This window comes from Mycobacterium venezuelense (assembly GCF_054919535.1).
This window is the reverse complement of the sequence record NZ_JBONDW010000007.1, coordinates 318632-339421: the sequence shown is the minus strand read 5'-3', so window position 1 is coordinate 339421 and position 20790 is coordinate 318632. Positions and strand designations below refer to the sequence as shown.

General features: G+C 66.6%; 21 protein-coding genes and 1 pseudogene. 5 read left to right on the top strand and 17 right to left on the bottom strand.

Annotation, left to right across the window (positions count from 1 at the left end; all coding sequences use genetic code 11):
- The 9 genes and pseudogenes from ACRCUN_RS14645 to ACRCUN_RS14605 form a co-directional block, all read right to left on the bottom strand.
- Positions 1-116, bottom strand: a pseudogene (locus ACRCUN_RS14645) (pyridoxal 5'-phosphate synthase lyase subunit PdxS); the annotation flags it as partial.
- A gap of 65 nt (positions 117-181) precedes the next feature.
- A complete protein-coding gene (locus ACRCUN_RS14640; protein WP_462142352.1) occupies positions 182-1225 on the bottom strand; it encodes an NUDIX hydrolase in 1044 nt (347 codons plus the stop codon).
- Positions 1226-2350, bottom strand: coding sequence for a glycosyltransferase family 4 protein (locus tag ACRCUN_RS14635; RefSeq protein ID WP_462142351.1), 1125 nt, complete (start codon positions 2348-2350; stop codon positions 1226-1228). It abuts the gene before it with no gap.
- A gap of 3 nt (positions 2351-2353) precedes the next feature.
- Entirely contained in the window at positions 2354-3250 is an 897-nt protein-coding gene (locus tag ACRCUN_RS14630) for a phosphatidylinositol mannoside acyltransferase (protein ID WP_462142370.1), read from the bottom strand.
- A 14-nt stretch (positions 3251-3264) separates the two neighbouring features.
- Positions 3265-3942 carry a phosphatidylinositol phosphate synthase gene (gene pgsA / locus ACRCUN_RS14625; RefSeq protein ID WP_462142350.1) on the bottom strand — a complete coding sequence of 226 codons (678 nt, stop codon included), beginning with the start codon at positions 3940-3942 and terminating at the stop codon, positions 3265-3267.
- The gene (locus ACRCUN_RS14620; RefSeq protein WP_462142349.1) at positions 3939-4505 is read right to left on the bottom strand and encodes an ATP adenylyltransferase; all 567 of its coding nucleotides are present in this window, start codon (positions 4503-4505) and stop codon (positions 3939-3941) included. Before ACRCUN_RS14620 ends, pgsA begins: the two co-directional genes overlap by 4 nt.
- Positions 4502-6556 carry a threonine--tRNA ligase gene (thrS, locus tag ACRCUN_RS14615; RefSeq protein ID WP_462142348.1) on the bottom strand — a complete coding sequence of 685 codons (2055 nt, stop codon included), beginning with the start codon at positions 6554-6556 and terminating at the stop codon, positions 4502-4504. The genes ACRCUN_RS14620 and thrS overlap by 4 nt, the downstream gene beginning before the upstream one ends.
- Positions 6557-6655: 99 nt before the next feature.
- Positions 6656-7075 (bottom strand): TIGR02611 family protein, encoded by a 420-nt coding sequence (locus ACRCUN_RS14610; protein ID WP_462142347.1) that lies wholly within the window; start codon positions 7073-7075, stop codon positions 6656-6658.
- Positions 7072-7704: a PaaI family thioesterase gene (locus tag ACRCUN_RS14605; RefSeq protein WP_462142346.1), complete on the bottom strand. Its 633-nt coding sequence runs from the start codon at positions 7702-7704 to the stop codon at positions 7072-7074. Before ACRCUN_RS14605 ends, ACRCUN_RS14610 begins: the two co-directional genes overlap by 4 nt.
- A 54-nt stretch (positions 7705-7758) precedes the next feature.
- Between ACRCUN_RS14605 and ACRCUN_RS14600 the strand changes: the two genes are divergently transcribed.
- Both ACRCUN_RS14600 and ACRCUN_RS14595 read left to right on the top strand, forming a co-directional pair.
- Positions 7759-8268 (top strand): DUF1990 domain-containing protein, encoded by a 510-nt coding sequence (locus ACRCUN_RS14600; protein WP_462142345.1) that lies wholly within the window; start codon positions 7759-7761, stop codon positions 8266-8268.
- 66 nt (positions 8269-8334) lie between these two features.
- A complete protein-coding gene (locus ACRCUN_RS14595) occupies positions 8335-10821 on the top strand; it encodes a glycogen/starch/alpha-glucan phosphorylase (RefSeq protein ID WP_462142344.1) in 2487 nt (828 codons plus the stop codon).
- A 26-nt stretch (positions 10822-10847) separates the two neighbouring features.
- Here the strand turns inward: ACRCUN_RS14595 and ACRCUN_RS14590 are convergent, their stop codons facing one another.
- The 4 genes from ACRCUN_RS14590 to ACRCUN_RS14575 form a co-directional block, all read right to left on the bottom strand.
- Positions 10848-12068: a serine/threonine-protein kinase gene (locus ACRCUN_RS14590; RefSeq protein WP_462142343.1), complete on the bottom strand. Its 1221-nt coding sequence runs from the start codon at positions 12066-12068 to the stop codon at positions 10848-10850.
- Between the two features lie 127 nt (positions 12069-12195).
- The gene (locus ACRCUN_RS14585; protein WP_462142342.1) at positions 12196-13263 is read right to left on the bottom strand and encodes a hypothetical protein; all 1068 of its coding nucleotides are present in this window, start codon (positions 13261-13263) and stop codon (positions 12196-12198) included.
- A complete protein-coding gene (locus ACRCUN_RS14580; protein ID WP_462142341.1) occupies positions 13260-13535 on the bottom strand; it encodes an alpha/beta fold hydrolase in 276 nt (91 codons plus the stop codon). The genes ACRCUN_RS14585 and ACRCUN_RS14580 overlap by 4 nt, the downstream gene beginning before the upstream one ends.
- Positions 13528-14019 carry an alpha/beta hydrolase gene (locus ACRCUN_RS14575; RefSeq protein ID WP_462142340.1) on the bottom strand — a complete coding sequence of 164 codons (492 nt, stop codon included), beginning with the start codon at positions 14017-14019 and terminating at the stop codon, positions 13528-13530. Before ACRCUN_RS14575 ends, ACRCUN_RS14580 begins: the two co-directional genes overlap by 8 nt.
- A 142-nt stretch (positions 14020-14161) precedes the next feature.
- Here ACRCUN_RS14575 and ACRCUN_RS14570 point away from each other — a divergent pair, with 142 nt between their 5' ends.
- The gene (locus tag ACRCUN_RS14570) at positions 14162-15229 is read left to right on the top strand and encodes an NAD(P)H-dependent amine dehydrogenase family protein (protein WP_462142339.1); all 1068 of its coding nucleotides are present in this window, start codon (positions 14162-14164) and stop codon (positions 15227-15229) included.
- Here ACRCUN_RS14570 and ACRCUN_RS14565 read toward each other — a convergent pair.
- The 4 genes from ACRCUN_RS14565 to ACRCUN_RS14550 are packed head-to-tail and all read right to left on the bottom strand — an operon-like array spanning position 15226 to position 18831.
- Positions 15226-15702 carry a DUF309 domain-containing protein gene (locus ACRCUN_RS14565; protein WP_462142338.1) on the bottom strand — a complete coding sequence of 159 codons (477 nt, stop codon included), beginning with the start codon at positions 15700-15702 and terminating at the stop codon, positions 15226-15228. The two genes, ACRCUN_RS14570 and ACRCUN_RS14565, sit on opposite strands and share 4 nt — an antisense overlap.
- Before the next feature lie 6 nt (positions 15703-15708).
- Positions 15709-16506, bottom strand: coding sequence for an SDR family NAD(P)-dependent oxidoreductase (locus tag ACRCUN_RS14560; RefSeq protein ID WP_462142337.1), 798 nt, complete (start codon positions 16504-16506; stop codon positions 15709-15711).
- Positions 16507-16561: 55 nt separating this feature from the next.
- The gene (locus ACRCUN_RS14555; RefSeq protein ID WP_462142369.1) at positions 16562-17836 is read right to left on the bottom strand and encodes an NtaA/DmoA family FMN-dependent monooxygenase; all 1275 of its coding nucleotides are present in this window, start codon (positions 17834-17836) and stop codon (positions 16562-16564) included.
- A 35-nt stretch (positions 17837-17871) separates the two neighbouring features.
- A complete protein-coding gene (locus tag ACRCUN_RS14550) occupies positions 17872-18831 on the bottom strand; it encodes an LLM class oxidoreductase (protein ID WP_462142336.1) in 960 nt (319 codons plus the stop codon).
- Between the two features lie 157 nt (positions 18832-18988).
- Here ACRCUN_RS14550 and ACRCUN_RS14545 point away from each other — a divergent pair, with 157 nt between their 5' ends.
- On the top strand, positions 18989-19948 hold the full coding sequence (locus ACRCUN_RS14545; protein WP_462142335.1) for an ABC transporter permease: 960 nt from the start codon (positions 18989-18991) through the stop codon (positions 19946-19948).
- On the top strand, positions 19945-20790 hold the full coding sequence (locus ACRCUN_RS14540) for an ABC transporter permease (protein ID WP_462142334.1): 846 nt from the start codon (positions 19945-19947) through the stop codon (positions 20788-20790). Before ACRCUN_RS14545 ends, ACRCUN_RS14540 begins: the two co-directional genes overlap by 4 nt.

Here is a 20790-nt window from a genome sequence, read left to right as displayed (position 1 = left end):
TGCTCCGGAGTGACGACGTCCATGATCACGCCGCCCTTGAGCATCTCAGCCATACCACGCTTGACACGCGCGGTTCCGGTCTGGTTGTTCGAACCGTTCTGCGCCGCGGTTTCCACTGCTATCTCCTCCAGATTTCTACTGATTCAGTGTAGTGGAGCCGCCAAATCCATTAAATCCGCAATCACCGGATGGCTTGCAGCGCGGATCCACGCGCGTTCACCAGCGACTGCTCGGCCAGTTCATTGGCCGAAGCCAGCAGCTCACCCAGTTGAAGCGGATACACGGTCTCCCCGCCGGCAACCAACTCGGCGATCATTGTCGCATCGCACCAGCGGTGCCCGTGAATGTAGTGCCGCTCGAGCGCGGTGCGGCCCGACGCCGACGGCTCGAACCGGTGCGTGCGGTAGATGAAGAACAGCTCTTCACTGCGGATCACCGACGCGTTGAAGTCGATGACCGCATCGCGCCGCCACACCGGTCCGATGAGGTCGGCCGGCTGTACCTTCAGCCCGGTCTCCTCGAACAGTTCCCGTGCCGCGGCGGCGGGCAGGTCCTCGCCCTGCTGCACGGCGCCGCCCACGGTGAACCACCACCGCGGCGCCGGGTTGTGCGGATCGTTGTGGGCCGGGTCGCTGCCGCGCAGCAGCAGCACCGCGCCGGTTTCGTCGAGCAGCACCACGCGCGCGGACGTGCGGCGGCTGACCGGGTTCGGTCCCGCCTGCGCCTCGGGACGCTCCGCGATCTCGAAATAGGTTGGTAGCGGGGCCCTTCCGCCGAGGCGCAGCATCCGTACCGCGGCGCGCTCCCGTAACGCGAGGGTGTCGCGTACCGCGTCGTTGTGGAAGCGACGGGCCAGCAACACCCGCGCCTCGGCATCGGCCAACTCGGCGACGAGGGCCACCGGCAACGCTGCCAGGTCGACTCCGGCCAACGCCGCGGACAGTTCGTTCTCGGCGGCCTCCCGCGCGGATCGGGGCGCACGTTCGGCGGCATCGGCCAAGGCCGCCAGTCGTTTGCCCTCCGGACCTCCGGCGTAGGCGTCGACCGCGACCGCCCGCGCGACCACGGCGCGGCGGGCGAGCGCGCCGTCGAGGGCTTGCCAGGACAGGTCGTAGCGGACGTGCAAGCGATCCAGCCGGTTGGCTGTCTGGTAGGCCCAGCCGCCGATCAGCATCAGCACGATCAGCAGCACCACCAGGACGGTGATCACGACCCACGCCGACATCTAGTCGCTCACCTGGACCTTGACTCCGGAGCCCGCCACGGTTTCGTAAACCCGCATGATCTGCCCGGCCACCACCGACCAGTCGTAACGGTGCACGCAATCGGTCGCCCGCGCGATGTAGCGCTCGCGCACCGTGTCGTTGTCGAGGATCTCGATCAGCGCGCCAGCCAAGCTGTCGGCGTCGTCGATCGGCACGAGCCTGCCGGCCTCGCCATCGTCGAGAACGCGCCGGAACGCATCCAGTTCGCTTGCCACCACGGCAGTCCCCGCCGCCATCGCCTCGACGAGCACGATGCCGAAGCTCTCCCCGCCGAGGTTGGGCGCGCAGTAGACGTCGGCGCTGCGCATGGCCGCGGCCTTCGTGGCGTCGTCGACTTGCCCGAGAAACCGCAGATGCCCGGCGAACTCGCTGGCCTGCTCGCGCAGTTCGTCCTCGTCACCCCGACCGACGATCAAGATCTCGACGTCACTGAACCGTTCGACCAGTTTCGGAAGCGCGCCCAGCAGCACGGCCATCCCCTTGCGGGGCTCATCGAACCGGCCCAGGAACAGCACGGTGCGCCCGGGCCGGGGGTAGCCGTCCAGCAACGGGGCCTCCGCGAAGAAGCGGACGTCGACGCCGTTGGGGATCTCCACCGCGTCGGACCCGAGCGCCTCCATCTGCCAGCGCCGCGCCAGATCCGAAACGGCGATGCGGCCGACGATCTTCTCGTGGTACGGACGCAGAATTCCCTGAAAAACGCTGAGCGTCAACGATTTCGTCGTCGAGGTGTGAAAGGTCGCGACGATGGGCCCCTCCGCTGCCTGCAGCGCGAGCATCGACAGGCTCGGGGCGTTGGGCTCATGCAGGTGCAGCACGTCGAACTCACCCTCTAGGAGCCATCTCTTGACCTTGCGATGCGTGGCCGGGCCGAAGCGCAGGCGCGCCACCGAACCGTTGTACGGGATGGGTACGGCCTTGCCTCCCGAAACCACGTAGTCGGGCAGTTTGACGTGGGGCGATGAGGGCGCCAGCACGCTGACGTAGTGCCCGCCGTCGCGCATGACCTCGGCCAGCTGCAGGACATGGGACTGCACGCCGCCTGGCACGTCGAACGAATAGGGGCAGACCATCCCGATACGCATCGGTCAGGCGCCTAACCGGGCGCGTCGTTCGTCGGACAGATCGGCCAGCCACTGGGGCTGCAGCATGTGCCAGTCGGCCGGATGAGCGGCGATGTTGTCGGCGAACCGGTCCGCCAGTGCCTGCGTCACGACCGTGACGTCGCCCGACGACGTATCGAGTTCTGGATAGACGCGCATCCCCCACCCGTCGCCCTCATACCAGCAGTGCACCGGCAGCAACGCGGCGCCGGTTTCGATGGCCAGTTTTGCCGGGCCCGCGGGCATGCGGGTGGCTTGTCCGAAGAATTCGACCGGCACGCCGTTGCGGGTGAGGTCGCGTTCTGCCATCAGGCAGATCACCCGGTTGTCGGTGAGCCGTTCGGCGAGCACCTCGAACGGCGGGCGCGCGCCGCCGGTCAGCGGCAGCACCTCGAATCCGAGGCTTTCCCGGTAGTCGACGAACCGGCGATACAGGGACTCGGGTCTGAGCCGTTCGGCGACGGTCGTGAAGGTGCCGTAATGCTGTACGAGCCACACGCCGGCCATGTCCCAGTTGCCACTGTGCGGCAGGGCGAGCACTGCGCCCCGGCCGGCCTCGATCGCCGCCCACACCAGTTCGATGTCGAGCACATCGAGCTGCTTGCCGAGGATTTGATGATCCATGGTCGGCAGCCGGAACGCCTCCCGCCAGTAGCGGGCATAGGAGGCCACCGAAGCCTGGATCAGCGAGTCCGGCACCTCGGCCGGCGGGACACCAGTCACCCGCGCGAGGTTCTTCCGAAGCTGTACGGGTCCGCCGTTGCGCGCCGCGTACCGGGCGCCCGCCCCGAACATGTTGCGCGCCATGCGCTCCGGCAGCGCGCGCACCAGCCGCCAACCAGCCGCGTAGCCCAAGTCCGTCACGTGCTCGCCGAGCGGCATGCGGCCGGGGGTGTTCACGGCTCGCTCGTCTCCGGCTTCTCGCCATTGTTGGGTGAGGCCGGTTGCAGCGGGTCCATCGCGCCCGGTGAGATCCGCACGGTGTGCAGCCGCTGCAGCAGGGTGACGACGCTGGCCACGGCGAGCAGCCACATCGCCACGTGCACAAGCCATGGCACGTGCAGGAACGGAACTCCGGCGAGCCCAGCGCCGACCAGGACGATGACCAATCGCTCCGGACGTTCGATGAGGCCACCGTCGCCGCGCAAGCCGCTGGCCTCGGCGCGGGCCTTGATATACGAGATCACCTGCGACGTGATCAGGCAGATGAGCGTCGCCACCACCAGGGTCGCGCTCTCCAGTCCGAACGCGGCCCACCACAGCAATCCGGCGAACACAGCGCCGTCGGCGATGCGGTCACACGTCGCGTCGAGCACCGCGCCGAACCGGGTGCCGCCACCGCGTTCGCGGGCCATCGCGCCGTCGAGCATGTCGGCGAGCACGAAGATCCAGACCGCGAACGCGCCCCACCACAACTGCCCGATCGGGAACAGGGTGAGCGCCGAGATCACCGTGCCCGCGGTGCCCGCCAACGTCACGATGTCGGGCGTCAACCCGGCACGCAGCGCGGCCTTGGCCACCGGCCGGGACAGTTTGACGTAGGCCGCGCGGGTCATGAGGTAGAAATTGCTCACGGTTGACGAGCCCACTCCGTCGCGAGCAGCTCACGGGTCTCGCGCAGCAGCTGCGGGATCACCTTGGAGCCACCGATGATGGTGATGAAGTTGGCGTCACCACCCCACCGCGGCACCACATGCATGTGCAGATGCTCGGCCAATGAGCCACCCGCCGACGTACCCAGATTCAGGCCCACATTGAAGCCATGGGGACGCGAAACCGCCTTGATCACGCGAATCGCCTTTTGCGTGAATGCCATCAGCTCGGCGCTCTCGGCATCGGTGAGGTCCTCCAGCTCCGACACCCGCCGATACGGCACGACCATCAGATGGCCCGGGTTGTACGGGTAGAGGTTGAGCACGGCATACACCTGCTCACCGCGCGCCACCATGAGGCCGTCCTCGTCGGACATCTCGGGGATGTCGGTGAACGGCTCGGAGGAGCCCGCCGAGCCCGGCCGGCCGCGCTTTTTCATCGGAGCCTCGGCGATGTAGCTCATGCGGTGCGGGGTCCACAGGCGCTGCAGATGGTCGGGGTCGCCGACGCCGCGGTCAACGATCGTGCGCTCGTCCTCGGTCACTCGGGAGCGCCTACCTTCACCAGGTCGGCGGTCGGCGTCGCGTTCTCGCGGCCGGCGATCCAGTTCACGATGGCCTCGACGGCCTCGTCGCGCGGCACACCGTTGATCTGCGTGCGGTCACCGAACCGGAAGCTCACCGCCCCCGCTTCGACATCCTTGTCACCCGCGAGCAACATGAACGGGATCTTCTGGTTGGTGTGGTTGACGATCTTCTTCGCCATGCGATCGTCGCTCGAGTCGACTTCGACCCGGACGCCACGCGACTTCAGCTGTGCGGCAACCTCTTCCAGATACGGCACGTGCGCATCGGCGACCGGGATCCCGACCACCTGCACCGGTGCCAGCCACGCCGGGAACGCGCCCGCGTAGTGCTCGGTGAGCACGCCGAAGAACCGTTCGATCGACCCGAACAGCGCGCGGTGGATCAGCACCGGGCGCTGCCGGCTGCCGTCAGCGGCGGTGTACTCCAGCTCGAACCGATCGGGCATGTTGAAGTCGAGCTGGATGGTCGACATCTGCCAGCTGCGGCCGAGCGCATCTTTGACCTGCACCGAGATCTTCGGGCCATAGAACGCCGCACCACCCGGATCCGGCACCAGATCGAGGCCCGATGCTTCGGCGACCTCACGCAGCGTCTCGGTCGCCTCTTCCCAGATCTCGTCGGAGCCGACGTACTTCTCCGGATCCTTGGTCGACAACTCCAGGTAATAGTCGTCGAGGCCGTAGTCGCCCAGCAGGTCAAGCACGAAACGCAACAGCGAGCTGAGCTCGTCGCGCATCTGCTCGCGCGTGGTGTAGATGTGCGCGTCGTCCTGCGTCATGCCGCGGACGCGAGTCAAACCGTGGACCACACCCGACTTCTCGTACCGGTACACCGAACCGAACTCGAAGAGCCGCAACGGCAATTCGCGGTACGAGCGCCCCCGTGACCGGAAGATCAGGTGGTGCATCGGGCAGTTCATCGGCTTGAGGTAGTAATCCTGGCCCGGCTTGCGCACCTCGCCGTCGGGGTCGTACTCGGCATCGATGTGCACGGGCGGGAACATGCCGTCGGCGTACCACTCGAGATGGCCCGACGTGATGTACAGGTTCTCCTTGGTGATGTGCGGGGTGTTGACAAACTCGTAGCCCGCCTCAAGGTGCTTGCGCCGCGAATAGTCCTCGAGCTCGCGGCGCACCACGCCACCCTTGGGATGGAAAACCGGTAGGCCCGAACCCAATTCGTCGGGGAAGCTGAACAGGTCGAGCTCGACGCCGAGCTTGCGGTGGTCGCGGCGCTGCGCCTCCTCGATGAGTTCAAGGTGGCGGTCCAAGGCCTCCTGTGATTCCCAGGCTGTGCCGTAGATGCGCTGCAGGCTCGCATTGTTCTGGTTGCCGCGCCAGTACGCCGCGGAACTGCGGGTCAGCTTGAACGCCGGGATGTAGCGGGTGGTCGGGATGTGCGGGCCGCGGCACAGATCCCCCCAGACCCGTTCCTTGGTACGGGCGTTGAGGTTGTCGTATGCGGTCAGCTCGTCACCGCCGACCTCCATCACGTCGGGGTCGCCGGACTTGTCGTCAACGAGTTCGAGCTTGTATGGCTCGTTGGCAAGCTCTTCGCGCGCTTGGTCTTTGGACTCGTAGACCCGCCGTGAGAACAGCTGGCCGTCCTTGACGATCTGGCGCATGCGCTTCTCGAGCTTGTCCAGATCCTCCGGCGTGAACGGCTCGGCGACGTCGAAGTCGTAGTAGAAGCCGTCGGTGATGGGCGGGCCGATGCCGAGCTTGGCCTGCGGGAAGAGCTCCTGCACGGCCTGCGCGAGAACGTGGGCCGCGGAGTGCCGGATGACGCTGCGGCCATCCTCGGTGTCGGCGGCCACCGGCGTCACCTCCACGTCGGCGTCAGGCGCCCACGACAGGTCACGCAGCCTGCCCTCGGCGTCACGGACGACCACGACGGCGTCGGCGGCGCCACGGCCGGGCAACCCGGCTTCGCGAACTGCCGCGCCGGCAGTGGTCCCGGCAGGCACCCGGATAGGGGCTGCTGGGGCGGGACTGGCGGCGGCGGTCATCGGGGACTCTCCTGTACGGTGCGTGGACTTCGATAGAGATCGGGTGATCGCGACTAATGCTATCGGGGGTTATCGACGTACTTCTGCTAGGTACTACCGCTAGGACCCGATGCCCAGCGGGCTCTTGAGCCACGGCGGTTCGAACCCGACGAGGTCGCCCACGAAGTAGAGCGCGCCCAATCCCCACAAACTGGCGACCACGACCAGTGCGGTGAAAGCCGCGCTCAGCGCCTTGACGGCAATGTGCTGCCGGGCGAACCACTCCATCACCGCGTCGTAGCGCAGCCGGACGTGATGCAGTGCTACTTGGGCGAACCGGAACTCGGTGGCCAGGATGGCCAGCCCGAGGAAGACGATGGCCCAGCCGGGCCCCGGATACGGGATGGCGACGATGCCGGCACAGAGCACGACCGTGCCGACCACGCCGACGACGATGCGATAGACGAAATTCACCATCCGCCGCTCGCGCAGCCGGTCACGCCAGCTCGCCCACGCGCGCTTGGCCTCCGAGATGTTCACGGCTGTCCCGGCTTGAGCCGCACGAACAGGGCTTCGGCTTCGGTGAGCACGTCGGCGCCGTCGCACAACCGGCCCGTCACGAAGATCTTGCGGCCCTCGATCCGGTCAATACCAGCCTCCACCTGCAATTCCTTCTCGATCGGCGCGATCTTGCGGTAGTTGACGTGCAGATATCCCGTGCGTTGATACGGGCTGCGAGTCAGTTTGGCAGCGGTGAAACCCAGCAGCGAGTCGAACAGCAGCGCCAGCCAGCCGCCGTGCACCGCACCGTTGCGGCCGAGGTGAAACCGCCGGAACAACGCGGTTCCGGCGACTTGGTTGTCGGCCGTCACGTCCAGGTGCACCGGCACGGAGCTGACGTTGCCGCGGTTGGGCAGGTCCATGCGCCGCCCTGACGGCGAGTTCCATTCGTCGGCGTCATACGGGGCCAGCAACGCCGAGACCTTGTCGATCAGATTGGCCGCCTCGGTGATCACATCGTCGGGCGCATCGGCTGCCCTGGCGTGGTCTTGCAGGGTGCGTACGGCCTCCACGAACCGGCCGTAATCGGGTCCGCCACGATCGGTGGGCTCGGGCGGGTTGAAGCCGCCGCCAGGATGGTTGCTGGCGCGGTCGGAGTCGGAGGCCACACCGCCACCGTATTGCCTGTTGCCGACCACGCGCGAAGTGCCATGGTGGTGGGTGTGAAACTGAGCGACCTCGCCGGACTGGCGTTGACCTATCCCGAAGTGGGGGCCACCGCCGGTGCCATGCCCGACGGTTACCACCACGTCCGCGCTTCGGCGGTGATCGGATCAGGCCGGGACCGGTTCGAGCGCGCCGGGGATGCGGTGATGCGCTGGGGTATGCAACGCGGAGCCGGACTCGGCCTGCAGACCACCACCGACGTGGCCGAGGTCGGCACCGAACTGCTGGTGCGGCTCGGGCCGATCCCGGCGCCGTGCCGGGTGGTCTACGTACTCTCCGAATCAGATCCTGAGCCCGACCGGCGGGGCTTCGCCTACGGCACCTTGCCGGGCCATCCGGAATCCGGTGAAGAACTGTTCTCGGTGCGCTATGACGCGGCCACCGACACGGTCTATGCCGAGGTCTCGGCGTTCTCTCGGCCCGCGACGTGGTGGAGCAAGCTGGGCGGGCCCGTGACCCGGCTGGCGCAACGCGTCGTCACCGGCAGGTATCTGACGGCGGTCTAGCGGCGTTCACCTCTCTGACGCCCATCCCCCGCCTGGCGTGCACCCGGCACTGCCAAGCTGCCCGCCATGACCGATGTCGCCCCTCCCGCACCCGTTCACGAACACAGCCGCACCGGCCTGTCGGCTGACGCGTTACGCCGCGGCATCGTCGACCACTTGCGCTACTCGATCGGGCGCCCGGCGGCCGCGCTGCGGCCCGAGCACTACTACCGGGCACTCGCGCTCGCCGTACGCGACCGCATGCAGGACAACCGCGTCGCCTCCACTCAGACGTCACTCGACCTCGGCCGCAAGGTGACCTGCTACCTGTCCGCCGAGTTCCTGATGGGTCCTCAGCTCGGCGCCAACCTACTCAACCTGCAGATCGAATCGGCCGCGCGCGCCGCACTGGCCGAACTCGGCCAAGACCTCGACGAGGTGCTCGCGTGCGAAGAGGAACCGGGACTGGGCAACGGCGGTCTGGGGCGACTGGCCGCCTGCTACCTCGATTCGCTTGCCACGCTTGAGCGCCCGGCGATCGGTTACGGCATCCGCTACGAGTTCGGCATCTTCGACCAGGAGATCCACGACGGCTGGCAGGTCGAGAAGACCGACAACTGGCTCGACGCCGGAAACCCTTGGGAGATCGCCAAACCCGACGTGAACTACCTCGTCTACTGGGGCGGCTTCAGCGAACACTACCTCGACGACGCCGGCCACGACCGCGTCCGTTGGGTGCCGGGACGGGTGCTCAAAGGTGTCGCCTACGACACCCCGATCCAGGGCTACGGCGTCAAGACGTGCAACGTGCTGACGCTGTGGAGCGCTCGGGCCGTCAAGTCGTTCGCACTGGACGCCTTCAACACCGGCGACTACTACCGGGCTGTCGAGGACGAGGTCAACTCCGAGACCGTCACCAAGGTGCTCTACCCCAACGACGAACCCGAGGCGGGCAAACGCCTGCGACTGCTGCAGCAGTACTTCTTCGTGTCGTGCTCGCTGCAGCATGTCCTGCACATCCTCGATGATTTGGCCGATGTCTCCGTGCACGAGCTTCCCGATCGGTTCGCCTTGCAGCTCAACGACACTCACCCGTCTATCGGCGTGGCCGAGCTGATGCGGCTGCTCGTCGACGAGCGTGGCCTCGGCTGGGACGAGGCGTGGGCCATCACGGTGGCGTCCTTCGGCTACACCAATCACACGCTGCTGCCCGAGGCTCTGGAGACCTGGCCGCTGACGATGTTCGGCGAATCCCTGCCCCGCCACTTGGAGATCATCTACGAGATCAACCGGCGCTTCCTCGACGAGGTGCGGGCCGCGTTCCCCGGCGACGAGGACCGGGTGCGACGCATGTCGCTGATCGGTGAGGACAACGGCAAGAGCGTGCGGATGGCTCATCTCGCGACCGTCGGCAGCCACGCCATCAACGGCGTCGCCGCCCTGCACTCCGAACTTCTGAAAGCCAGTGTGCTCAAGGACTTCTACGAGCTGTGGCCGGAGCGGTTCTCCAACAAGACCAACGGTGTGACGCCGCGCCGATTCCTGGCGCTGTCCAACCCCGGACTGCGCGATCTGCTCGACGAGACCATCGGCGACGGTTGGCTGACCGATCTGACCAAGCTGCGCGGACTGGAGGCGTACGCCGACGACGTCACGTTCCGGACCCGCTGGCGCGCGGTGAAGCGCGTCAACAAGGCACGGCTGGCCGACTACGTGCAGGCGACCACCGGCGTGGAGCTGAACCCGGACTGGCTGTTCGACATTCAGGTCAAACGCATTCACGAATACAAGCGCCAGCACCTCAACGTCCTGCACATCATCACGCTGTATCACCGGCTCAAGCAGAACCCGGGCCTGGCAATAAGCCCGCGCGCGTTCATCTTCGGCGGCAAGGCGGCCCCCGGCTACTTCCTGGCCAAGCGAATCATCAAGCTGATCAACGCCGTTGCCGACACCGTGAACAACGACCCGGCCGTCAACCAGTTCATCAAGGTCGCGTTCGTGCCCAATTTCAACGTGCAGAACGCCCAGCTGATCTACCCCGCCGCCGACCTGTCCGAGCAGATTTCGACCGCTGGCAAGGAGGCGTCGGGCACCGGGAACATGAAGTTCATGCTCAACGGTGCGCTGACGATCGGCACGCTTGACGGCGCCAACGTCGAGATGCGCGACGAGGTCGGCGCCGACAACTTCTTCCTGTTCGGCCTGACCGAAGCCGAGGTCGCACGCGTCAAGGCGCAGGGCTACCGCCCCGCCGATTACATCGCGGCCAACGACGAGTTGGCGGCGGTCCTGGGGCTCATCGAGCTCGGCCAGTTCTCCGGCGGGGACACCGAGGTCCTGCGCCCGGTCGTGGACTCGCTGCGCAACTCCGACCCGTTCCTCGTGACTGCCGACTACGCCGAGTATGTGGCGTGCCAGGACCAGGTTTCGGCCGTGTGGCGCGATACCGATGCCTGGACCCGGATGTCGATCCTGAACGCGGCGCGCAGCGGCAAGTTCTCGTCAGACCGGGCGATCACCGAATACTGCGACGACATCTGGGGCGTAGGCCGGGTCAGCGTGCAGGCATAGGTGGTTTACCAGTCACGGGGGCAACGCTATTCGCGCTTGTCCTTGCCGCCTTTGCCGTTGCCTTCCCCGTGGCCGCGGTTGCCCTTGTTGCCGTCACCGCGGCCTTCGTCGTCCTTCTTGTGTTTGGGTTTCTCGACGACCGGCGCGACTGGAGGCGGCGGCGGAGCGCTGCTCGGCGTGGGCACCGAGGTGCTGGTACTGACCGGCTCGGGCGCCTGGGTGGTGGACGACGAGCCCATCGTGACGGCGAGCACCGACACCGTGAAGGCGGCGATGATCGCCGCAGCGGCGAGAATCTTGCGCATCCGGGCCGACATTTTGCGCCTTGGCACCGCGGGCACGACGTAGGTGGCCGCCGGGGCCATCGGAGCTTGGGTGAAGACCTTGGTGGCCGGGCGAGGTGGGCCACCTGCGACGGCCGGGGCCGTGAAGGCCGCCACGGGATTGCCGAGAAGTGCCGAACGCATGTCCTCGGCACTGCCGAACCGATCTCGGGGATCGCGCGCCATGGCTCGATCGATCGTCGCGGCCAGGGCAGGGTCGATGTCGGGGCGCACGACGCTCAATGGTGGCGGCGGGTCGTCCATGATCGCGCGCACCACGGCACCCGGAGTGTCCTGGGGAAATGCTCGGAATCCGACCAGCGCCTCGTAGCCCATCACGCCAACGGCGTAGAGGTCGTCACTCACTGACGCGGGTGCACCTGCGATGCGCTCCGGACTCATGTAGGCCATCGTTCCGACCACCTGGCCCGCCATCGTCTGAACGTCACCGGACGTCTTCGCGATGCCGAAGTCGGCGACCTTCATGCTTCCGTCGGCCGCGACCAGGATGTTTCCCGGCTTGATGTCGCGGTGTAGGACCCCGGCGCCATGCGCGGCCCCGAGTGCGGCCAACACATCGGCGAGCACCGCCGCTGCGCGCCGCGGCGACAGCGCTCCCTGGGCGATGACGTCAGCGAGCGTTTGGCCGGGCAACCGCTCCATCACGATGAACGGTGTGCCATCGTGCTCGCCGAAATCGTGCACTGCCACGATGTTCGGGTGCGACAACCGCGCGGCCGCACGAGCTTCGGTTTCGAAGCGTCGCCGGGTGTCTGCTTGCGCGGCAACCGCTCGATGCATCATCTTGACCGCGACGGCGCGGTCCAGGCGATGGTCCCAACCATCCCAGACTTCGGCCATTCCGCCGTAGCCCAAGACGCGGCGCAGTTCGTAGCGGTCCACGAGAAGTTCGTGGCCGGTCATATCCCTACCGTAGCCCGCCCGTCAGCGGCGTCGTCGCGGACCGTCCACCCGCACCAGCCGCCGCCCGGTGTCCCGTTGGAGTGGATGGCGATGCCAGGACGCCACTCCAGCGTCACATCGGCGGTCGTTACGCGGCGACCGGCTCGCGTGGCGCTCTGGCAACGACGGCACGGTCCAGCTGATAAGACAGGATCGCCAGCGTGAAAAGGCCGATCGACATATTGAGCAGAGCACCGAAACCCTCTGTCGCAAAGTCCACGAGGGCGTTGAGGAAGGTGAATGTGAGCGCGGCGTTGCGCAGCCAGCGCAGAGGCCAGATGGCGTCGGTGCGCGGCAGGGCGATCATCGCGGGCAGGGCCAGCGCCGTCGTCAGCACCGCGGTGACGAACAGGATGATCGAGGCGGGGCTCGCGCCGGCGAGCCGAAATGTGATGTCGTGACCGTCGTACAGGTAGTCACCGATCACAAGGCCGAGCGCACCGAACAGCACCCCGGCAACGGCACCAGCCACCATCAGCCAGCCCACCACCGGCACCCAGCGCGGGCTTCTGAAGAACCCGGGTACCAGTTGCGGGAGGCGCCGCTGTAACCGGTACAGGCGATCGGGCGCATGGCCGGCCGCGACGAGCAACGCACGGACATGTTCGGCCTCGGCCGCCGTGGCGCCGCGCTCCAGCGCTTGGTCGACGAGCGTCAGCCCGATCTCCCGACGATGATCGGCCAGTCCGCGCGCCACCCCGTCGGCGACGATCGAGGCCGCCGAGGCCAGGCATTCCCGCGCGGTGAGTGGCCGGAAACCACGCACCACCCGCGCTCCGACGAGAATGAGGATCACGAGGATGTACATGATTTCGGCGGCCGGGCCGTAGAAGTAGTCGTTGTCCTTGGTGACGAACTTGCCCACTTCGTCGAGAAACAGGCCAAAGCCCATGCCGCCCAATACGACACACACGATGCGGGCGCCGAAGCCCAACATCATCCACCCGATCAGCAGGGCCACCATCATCAAGGCACCGCCCCACAAGGCGTGAGCGATGTGCAGGTTGCCGCCACCGATCTGGGGATAGCCGGTCAGTTCGAGGTAGAGCCGCGTGATCAGGATGGTGGCGATCGCGATGAGGACGAATGCCTCTGCCGCGCTGAGGCCGACAGCACTGCGGGTAACCAAACCACGTCGGGCATCGCGAACACTCATGCGGTCACCTGCAGGGTCCGTCGCAGCCAAGCCAGTACAGGTGGGGCCACCTCCTCGAGTGCCGACTGCGCGATGATCCAGTGGGGTTTGTCCGGATGGATCTGATGCTCGGCCCCGTAGCGGGCGGCGATGCGGCGCGAAATCCACTGGGCCACATTGCGGTCCGAACCAGCACTGACGCACAATACCGGGCACGTGACCGCGCTCGCGTCGACCTTCGACACCGGTGCGCCCATCGACATTTCGCGGAACACCCGCCCGGAGTCACGCACGAGTTGCGGGATGAGGTCCTCTTGTTCGGCGGCAGGGCAGTGTGCTCAGCGGCACTTGCCGCATGGTTCTGGCCGACGGCAGAAACGGTTGTCCGGCGAGAATCTTCGGTAAGAGCGGGAACAGGTGCGGCAGGGCGCGCAGTTGCGGCCACAACGTGCCCGGCGGGATGGAGGCCAGCAGTACCGCGGCGCGCGGGGCACGCGCCGCCGCGATTCTCTGGGTCAGCAGCCCGCCCATGCTGTGCCCCATCACCACCGGTGGTTCCGATAACTCGTCATAGGCTCGCAGCGCCACCTCGTAGCAGTCCCGGATACCGGTGCGGGCCAGCACGCCGTCGTCACTGGGATCACGGCCCGGCAGCGTCGGCGTATGACATTCGTAGCCGGCTGCTTCGAAGAACCGAGTCCACGGCGCGAGCAGAGCCGGCCTGCCGAAAACACCGTGAAGGAACAGGATCGGGGGCTTGGCATCGCTGTCGGCCACGGCGTCAGTATGCCTGGACCGGGCGCCGACATTCGATTACTCCGCACGTAATCGACCGATTCCTCCGACCGGCCACACCGAGAGGTGAGATTCGCTAGCCTGTCGAACTATCGCAGCGCAGCGACATCGGAGGCGGAAACGTATGGCATACCGGGTGATTCAGTGGGGCACGGGTGCGGTGGGCATCGAGACGCTGGCAGCGACCCTCCATGACCGACCGGATCTGGAGCTGGCCGGGGTGCGGGTGTACTCCGACGACAAGAACGGGACAGACGCCGGTGAGCTGCTGGGCGGCGCACCCGTCGGCGTCACCGCGACCACCGACACCGACGAAATCCTGGCGCTGGACGCCGACTGCGTCGTCTACACGCCGCGGATCACCAGCCTCGACGATGTCTGCGCGATGCTGGCCAGCGGCAAGAATGTGGTGACGACGGCTTTTCTGTTTCACCCGCGGCGATTGCCCGACGCCGACCGCGACCGACTGTTGGCCGCGTGCACGGCCGGCGGGACGACGGTGCACGGCAGCGGCTTGAATCCGGGTAATCTGTCGGGGGCGCTGCCGCTGGTGTTGTCGGGTATGAGCCGGACTATCGACAAGATCACGCTGCAGGAGCGGGCGGACTGGTCGGACTACGACAGCACGTCGATCACGTTCGACAACATGTCTTTCGGGCAGCCCGTCGAGGACATCAGAGCCGACGCCACCGAGTTCCTGGCGTTCAACAACGAGCTCTTCACCCAACAGGTGTGGTTGTTGGCCGATGCGCTGGGCGCCGATATCGATGAGGTCACCTCGACGGTGGACGCGGTGGCCGCCCGAGCCGATCACCAGATCTTCGACCATGTGCTGCGTGCGGGGACGACCGCCGGCCAACGCTGGAACTGGGTGGGAAGGCGTGCCCGTGAGCCGCTTGTCGAGATCGAGACGCTGTGGACGGTGGGCAATGAATACCCCGATCATTGGCCACGACCCAAGCACGGCTGGACGCTCACCATCGAAGGTGACCCCTCCATGCAGACGCACTTCTTCAGCCTGGCCAGCTTCACCCGTGCGGCGACGATGGCCGAGCATGTCCGGGCGGCCAACGTCGCGACCGCGATGCAGGTACTCAACGCCGTCCCGGAGGTGTGCGAGGCCGCGCCGGGCTTCGCCACCTTGGCTACGCTGCCGCTTATTCGCAGCCACACCGGTTTTCGCCGGCGTTAACCGACCGTCAACGGCGGGCGCAGGCGGATCGGCGGGATCGGGATGCCGGCCCGGAGATCGTCGATGAGATCGCCGGCGTAGGCCACCAGGCCCGCTGCGTCGATCGAGTACGGCGCAGGGAGACCGCTGCGCGCGAGACGGTCAGCCGCGCGCTGGAGCAACGCAATCGCCCCGTTGACGTTGCCGCGCTGAACGTGGGTGACACCGACCATGAGCTGGGCAAGACCCTGCCACAGCACTTTCTCGTCGTCGGAGCCGTTCTTCCAGGCCGCCTCGAGTACTTCGTGCGCGTTGAACGCCAAGCCCCGGTTCAGCAGATCCTGCGCGTATGCGAGAGTCTCGGCCGGCGGGAGTTCCAGATCATCCGGGATGCGGGGAACCCCCTCGCTTCCGGGCGGAAGCGGTCGGCCAAGGGCGTCGCGCGGACGCGTGTTACGTGGCCGTCCCGATTCGTCGCGATCACGCTGAGCCATTCGCGCTCACCTCACTACGACGGAACTGGGTTCGCGCGGGGCGCCGAGCATGTCGCGGTGCGACGGCGGGATCCGCCCAGCTTCGTCCTTGAGGCCGTAGCGGTGTGCGAGTTCGGCACCGATGACTGTATGCCCGGACAGGCCGGACACCTCCGGGTCGCGGTAGAGCGCGTCGATCAGATACCCGGTGAATTCCGGTGTTTCGGCGTGTGCGGCGGTTTTGGCGAGCGCGTCGGGATGGCCGGCGAACGCGGCACGCAGCTTCTCGGTCAGCAGGATGCCCATCCAGATCGACACCGTCGACACTCCGGTGCCGCCGAAGTCGACGGCCATGTCGGCCGCCAGCTTGTCCACACCGGCCTTCTGAGCGCCGTAGGCCGGTCCATGCATGTAGCACACCGAACCGGGCGACGACGTAAAGACAATCAACCCTTTGTCGCGTGCGAGCAGCAGCGGCGCGGCGTACCACGACGCGACGTACGCCGAGCGCAGGCCGACATCGAGCACGTCTGCCAGCTCGATCGGCTTCTCCCAGAAAGGTTTCGGGTCGACGAGGTCGTCGCTGATCACGGCGGCGTTGTTCACCAGCAGGTCCAACCGACCGGATTCGTCGGCGACGCGGTCAAAAACCGCACCGACGGCCTCGTCGTCGGCGTGGTCGACCTGCATCGGGATCACCCCACCGGCGTCGGTCACGGTGCGGCCGGTGCCGTAGACCCGCCAGCCTTTGGCGACGAGGGCCGCGGCGATCCCGCGGCCCGCCCCGCGGCTTGCTCCGGTGACGACGGCGACTGGCGTGTCCATGGGACCAACTTACGGCGTGGGCCGCGCAACCCGAAGCGACGGCTGTGCCTAACGACTACGCGAAGCGCGATGTCACCAAGGTCGGCACGCCGATGGGATGGGTGTGCCCGGTGAACCGTTCGCGCAGAGTTGATTCCGAGTATTCGGTACGGAATACCCCGCGCTCTTGCAGTAGCGGGACCACTTCGTCGACGAATATCTCCAGCCCATCGGGAAAAACGTCGGGCATGAGGTTGAAGCCGTCGGCCGCACCTGCCAGAAACCACCGTTCGATGGTGTCCGCGACGTCGGTGGGTGACCCGACGATCACGCGGTGCCCTGCTCCGCTGAACTCGCGGACCGCTTCACGGAGGGTGAGCCTGCGGCTCTCGATCAGCCGCACCACGGATTCCCGGAATCCCAACGATGCACCGAATTTCGCCGGGTCACCAACCTCACCGAGTAGGCGGGCAGGCACCGGCTCGTCGAGTGGATGTGCCGACATGTCCTCGCCGAGTACCTGCGACAACCGCTCCAGATCATGGCCCACCGGCAGGAGCGCATTCTGTTCGTCGTAGCGGCGCTCGGCCTCAGCCCGGTCACTGCCGATCGTGGTGATGAGCCCCGGCAGGATCTTGACGTCCCCACGCCGGCGGCCGTGCGCGACGGCGACGTCCTTCACATACCGGTAGTGGTCGATGCCGGCGCCGAGGTCGAGTTCGGCGCTGAACACCGCATCCGCGACGCGGCCGGCCAGCTCACGGCCCTGCGGTGACCCGCCCGCCTGCACCAGCAACGGGTATCCCTGTGGCGACGGCCCTTGCGGCAACGACCCGACGACTGTGAAGAACTCGCCGTGGTGATCGATACCGCGTCCGCTCGGATCGGCCGCGTCCCGCCACAACGCACGCACCACATCCACGAACTCGGCGGCCCGCCGGTACCGCGTGGGCCGGTCCGGATAGTCGGCGAGGCCGAAGTTTCTCCCTGCGGGCGGTGAATACGTGGTGACGATGTTCCACGCCAGACGCCCGCCGGACAGGTTGTCGAGCGCGAGCAGCCGGTGGGCCAGCTCAACCGGGTCGTTGAACGTCGACGACAGGGTCCCGATGAGACCGAGGTGCTCGGTCTCGGCCGCCACCGAAGCCAGAATCACACTCGGCTCCAACGCTTGCGACGGACGCAGCGCCGGGTGTTCCCGCAGGGCCGGGCCATCCGCGAGGAACAGTGCATCGAGCCGTCCCCGTTCGGCGATCCGTCCCATCCGCACGTAGTAGTCGGGGTCGGCGAACGCGGTCGCCGCTTCGCTGCTGCGCTGCCAGGAGCCGGTGTGGATGCCGACATTGAGCACGTTGACGTTCAGGATCAGTTCACGGTCGATGCGGGTCACAGGCGTCCTCCCGGATTGGGAACGGTGGCGAAGGCAGTGGGATGGCGGGTCAGGTCCGGTTCCACAGGCACGGGCAACTTCAGCCGTTGGCGCAGCGTGCCTACACCAGCCGCGCTGACGACCCCGCGCCTCCGCGCATCGGGCAGCACGCGGTCGAGAACATGGGGCAGGTCATCGGCAGTCAAGCGCAATATCACTCCGGCGGCGGTGGGCGACCGCGCGTGCCGATCGAGTGCCGCACCGATGTCGTCGACGGACCGCAGCCGGACCACTGCCACGCGATCATCGGGGATGGGCTCTCCGTCTTCCACCACGAGCAGATCCGCGCCATCGGCAGCCACACCGACGTGTGCTTGTCGCCATACCGGAAGATCGCCCTGCACCGATCCGGGAACGTTGAGCGGTCCGGTGATCTCATAACCGCGTCGGACGTTCGCCCGCCGGATGCGGTTCACATCGGCGAAGACACCGGACGCCCGGTCACCCACAATCGAATCCAACGGCCATGTGCGCCACAGGGTTCGCACGGCCGACACCACATCTTCGGTATGTGCCGCGTCCAGTTCGGCGTTCGTCCACGTGTCGGTTGCCGCGTTGAGCGCGATGCTCTGATCGAAGTCGAGCGCCAACCAGCCGGCCCTCCCCTGCGCCGCGTGGTCGACCGAGACCAGCCGCCGGGCAAGGTTGTACGGGTGGTCGCGGTGACCCGCGGCGGCGATGACGAGTCCGAGCGTGGTGCTGTGGCGCGCTGCCACAGTGGCGATGAGCGACGGATCAAGAATTACCGAGGTGGCGTCCGGCGCTTCCCCCCGTTGTGCGCCGATCACCCAGTACGACACCCCCGCCGACTCCAGTCGCCAAGCCAGTGCGGCGATGCCGCGCGTCGTGGTGTCGCTACCGGGGTCATCGAGCCCGTCCCCGGTGACCTCCACTCCGACCGACAGTGAGACAGCCATCGCGCGAACGCTACTGTCCCCTCCGACGGGGACAATCGTTGCAATCAACGGAAATTCAATTGCCCGATGACAGTTAAGTTCAGATGAAACGTCGGCTTAATGTTCCTAAAGGTATGAATCCTTGTCGGCGGGTGACCTCGGCACTAGCTTTCCTGGGGTGTTGAGCTTCACGCTGCGGCGCATCGCCCAGTCCGTCATCGTGATCGTACTGGCTTATACGGCAGTGTTTTTCGTTCTCAACGTGCTGCCGGGCGATCCGATCGAACAACAGATATCGAATCCGGAGAACCCCATCTCCGACCAGGACGCACAGGTGTTGCGTGACTACTACCGCCTCAGCGACCCGGCGATCGTGCAATTCGGCGTATCGGTGCAACGCTTGTTCACCGGCGATCTCGGGTACTCGCTGAACAGCGGCCAGTCCGTGTCGCGGTTGATGGCCCATGCGCTGCCGTCGACATTGGCACTTGCCGGTGTGGCTTTCGTCCTTGCTGCGCTTCTCGGGTTCGTCATCGCGCTCGCCGCGGTGTTCGCCCCCTGGCCGCCGCTTCGCGAAGCGGCCCGGGCGCTGCCACCGGCGTTCCTCTCCATTCCGGTGTTCGTCACCGGACTTATCGCCCTTCAGGTTTTCTCGTTCAGTCTGGGCTGGGTTTCGGCGGTGCGTGACGACGGTCTCGCGTCGACGACGCTGGCAGCGCTCCCGTTGGCGCTACCCGTGGCCGCGCCCATCGCCCAGGTCCTCATCCAAGGGCTGAGCAATGCGGCCGCACAACCTTACGTCGAGGTGTTGCGGGCCAAAGGGCTTGGTAACGACCGCATCATCTTCGGACACCTTCTCAAGAACGGATCGATCCCCACCGTGACCATCGTGGCCATCACTGTCGGTGAACTACTGGCCGGCTCGGTCATCACCGAAACGATCTTCAACCGTACGGGTATCGGCTATCTCACCGAAACCGCAGTGCGTAACCAGGACACCCCGATCATCCAAGCCGTCGTCATCACCGTGTCGGTGACATTCGTCGTCGTCAATCTCATCGTGGATCTGCTCTATCCGCTGATCGATCCCCGCATCGAGCGGTCGGTGCCACGCGTAGCAGGGATGGCCACCGCATGACACTCACCGAGACGCTGCCCGCAGTACGGATACCCAGGATCAGGCGCATCGATGTCGGTGTTGCCGACCTTCTGCCCCTGCTTTTCCTGGTCCTTGTCGCGGCGATGATCATCGCCCCGGGCGCCATTGCCCCTTACGACCCATTGCAGGAAAATCCGGGACTGCCGCTCGCGGGACCGAGCCTCGCACACCCCTTCGGCACCGACTACATCGGCCGAGACCTGCTGAGCCGTGTCATCGCGGGCACCGGCGCGACCATTGCCGGTTCCTTCATCGCCGTCGTGATCGGCTTGGTCGTCGGAACGGTCCTCGGTCTGCTGGCCGCGTACTTCGGACGAGCCACCGACAGCGTCATCAGCCGCGTCGTCGACGTCCTGTTGTCGATTCCCACGCTGCTGCTGTCGATCACCATCATCGTCGCGCTCGGGTTCGGCACCGTGAACGCCGCGATCGCCGTCGGAGTCTCCTCGATTGCGGTGTTCGCGCGGCTTGCCCGCTCCGAGGTGCTCGCCATCCGAAACCTGCCGTTCGTCGAGGCAAGCGAACACCTCGGGGCCGGGCACCTGGCGTTGTTGTTCCGCCATGTCCTGCCCAACTCCTACTCAGCCGTGCTGTCACTGGCGGCGCTGCAGTTCGGCACCGCCATCCTTGCCATCGCGTCGCTGAGCTTCCTGGGCTACGGCGCTCAGCCCCCGGAACCGGAATGGGGATTGCTGATATCCGAAGGCCGCAACTACATCAACTCGGCACCGGGATTGGTGTTCTTCCCCTCCATCGCGATCGTGCTGACGGTCATGAGCCTGTCGAGGCTCGCCCACCTCGTCCGAATGAAGATTGGCTGA

Bases quoted from the DNA above. Each gene is read 5' to 3' on its own strand.
- ACRCUN_RS14640 (WP_462142352.1), bottom strand. From the start codon at position 1,225: ATGTCGGCGTGGGTCGTGATCACCGTCCTGGTGGTGCTGCTGATCGTG.
- ACRCUN_RS14635 (WP_462142351.1), bottom strand. From the start codon at position 2,350: ATGCGTATCGGGATGGTCTGCCCCTATTCGTTCGACGTGCCAGGCGGC.
- ACRCUN_RS14630 (WP_462142370.1), bottom strand. From the start codon at position 3,250: ATGCCGCTCGGCGAGCACGTGACGGACTTGGGCTACGCGGCTGGTTGG.
- thrS (WP_462142348.1), bottom strand. From the start codon at position 6,556: ATGACCGCCGCCGCCAGTCCCGCCCCAGCAGCCCCTATCCGGGTGCCT.
- ACRCUN_RS14595 (WP_462142344.1), top strand. From the start codon at position 8,335: ATGACCGATGTCGCCCCTCCCGCACCCGTTCACGAACACAGCCGCACC.
- ACRCUN_RS14590 (WP_462142343.1), bottom strand. From the start codon at position 12,068: ATGACCGGCCACGAACTTCTCGTGGACCGCTACGAACTGCGCCGCGTC.
- ACRCUN_RS14585 (WP_462142342.1), bottom strand. From the start codon at position 13,263: ATGAGTGTTCGCGATGCCCGACGTGGTTTGGTTACCCGCAGTGCTGTC.
- ACRCUN_RS14570 (WP_462142339.1), top strand. From the start codon at position 14,162: ATGGCATACCGGGTGATTCAGTGGGGCACGGGTGCGGTGGGCATCGAG.
- ACRCUN_RS14565 (WP_462142338.1), bottom strand. From the start codon at position 15,702: ATGGCTCAGCGTGATCGCGACGAATCGGGACGGCCACGTAACACGCGT.
- ACRCUN_RS14560 (WP_462142337.1), bottom strand. From the start codon at position 16,506: ATGGACACGCCAGTCGCCGTCGTCACCGGAGCAAGCCGCGGGGCGGGC.
- ACRCUN_RS14550 (WP_462142336.1), bottom strand. From the start codon at position 18,831: ATGGCTGTCTCACTGTCGGTCGGAGTGGAGGTCACCGGGGACGGGCTC.
- ACRCUN_RS14540 (WP_462142334.1), top strand. From the start codon at position 19,945: ATGACACTCACCGAGACGCTGCCCGCAGTACGGATACCCAGGATCAGG.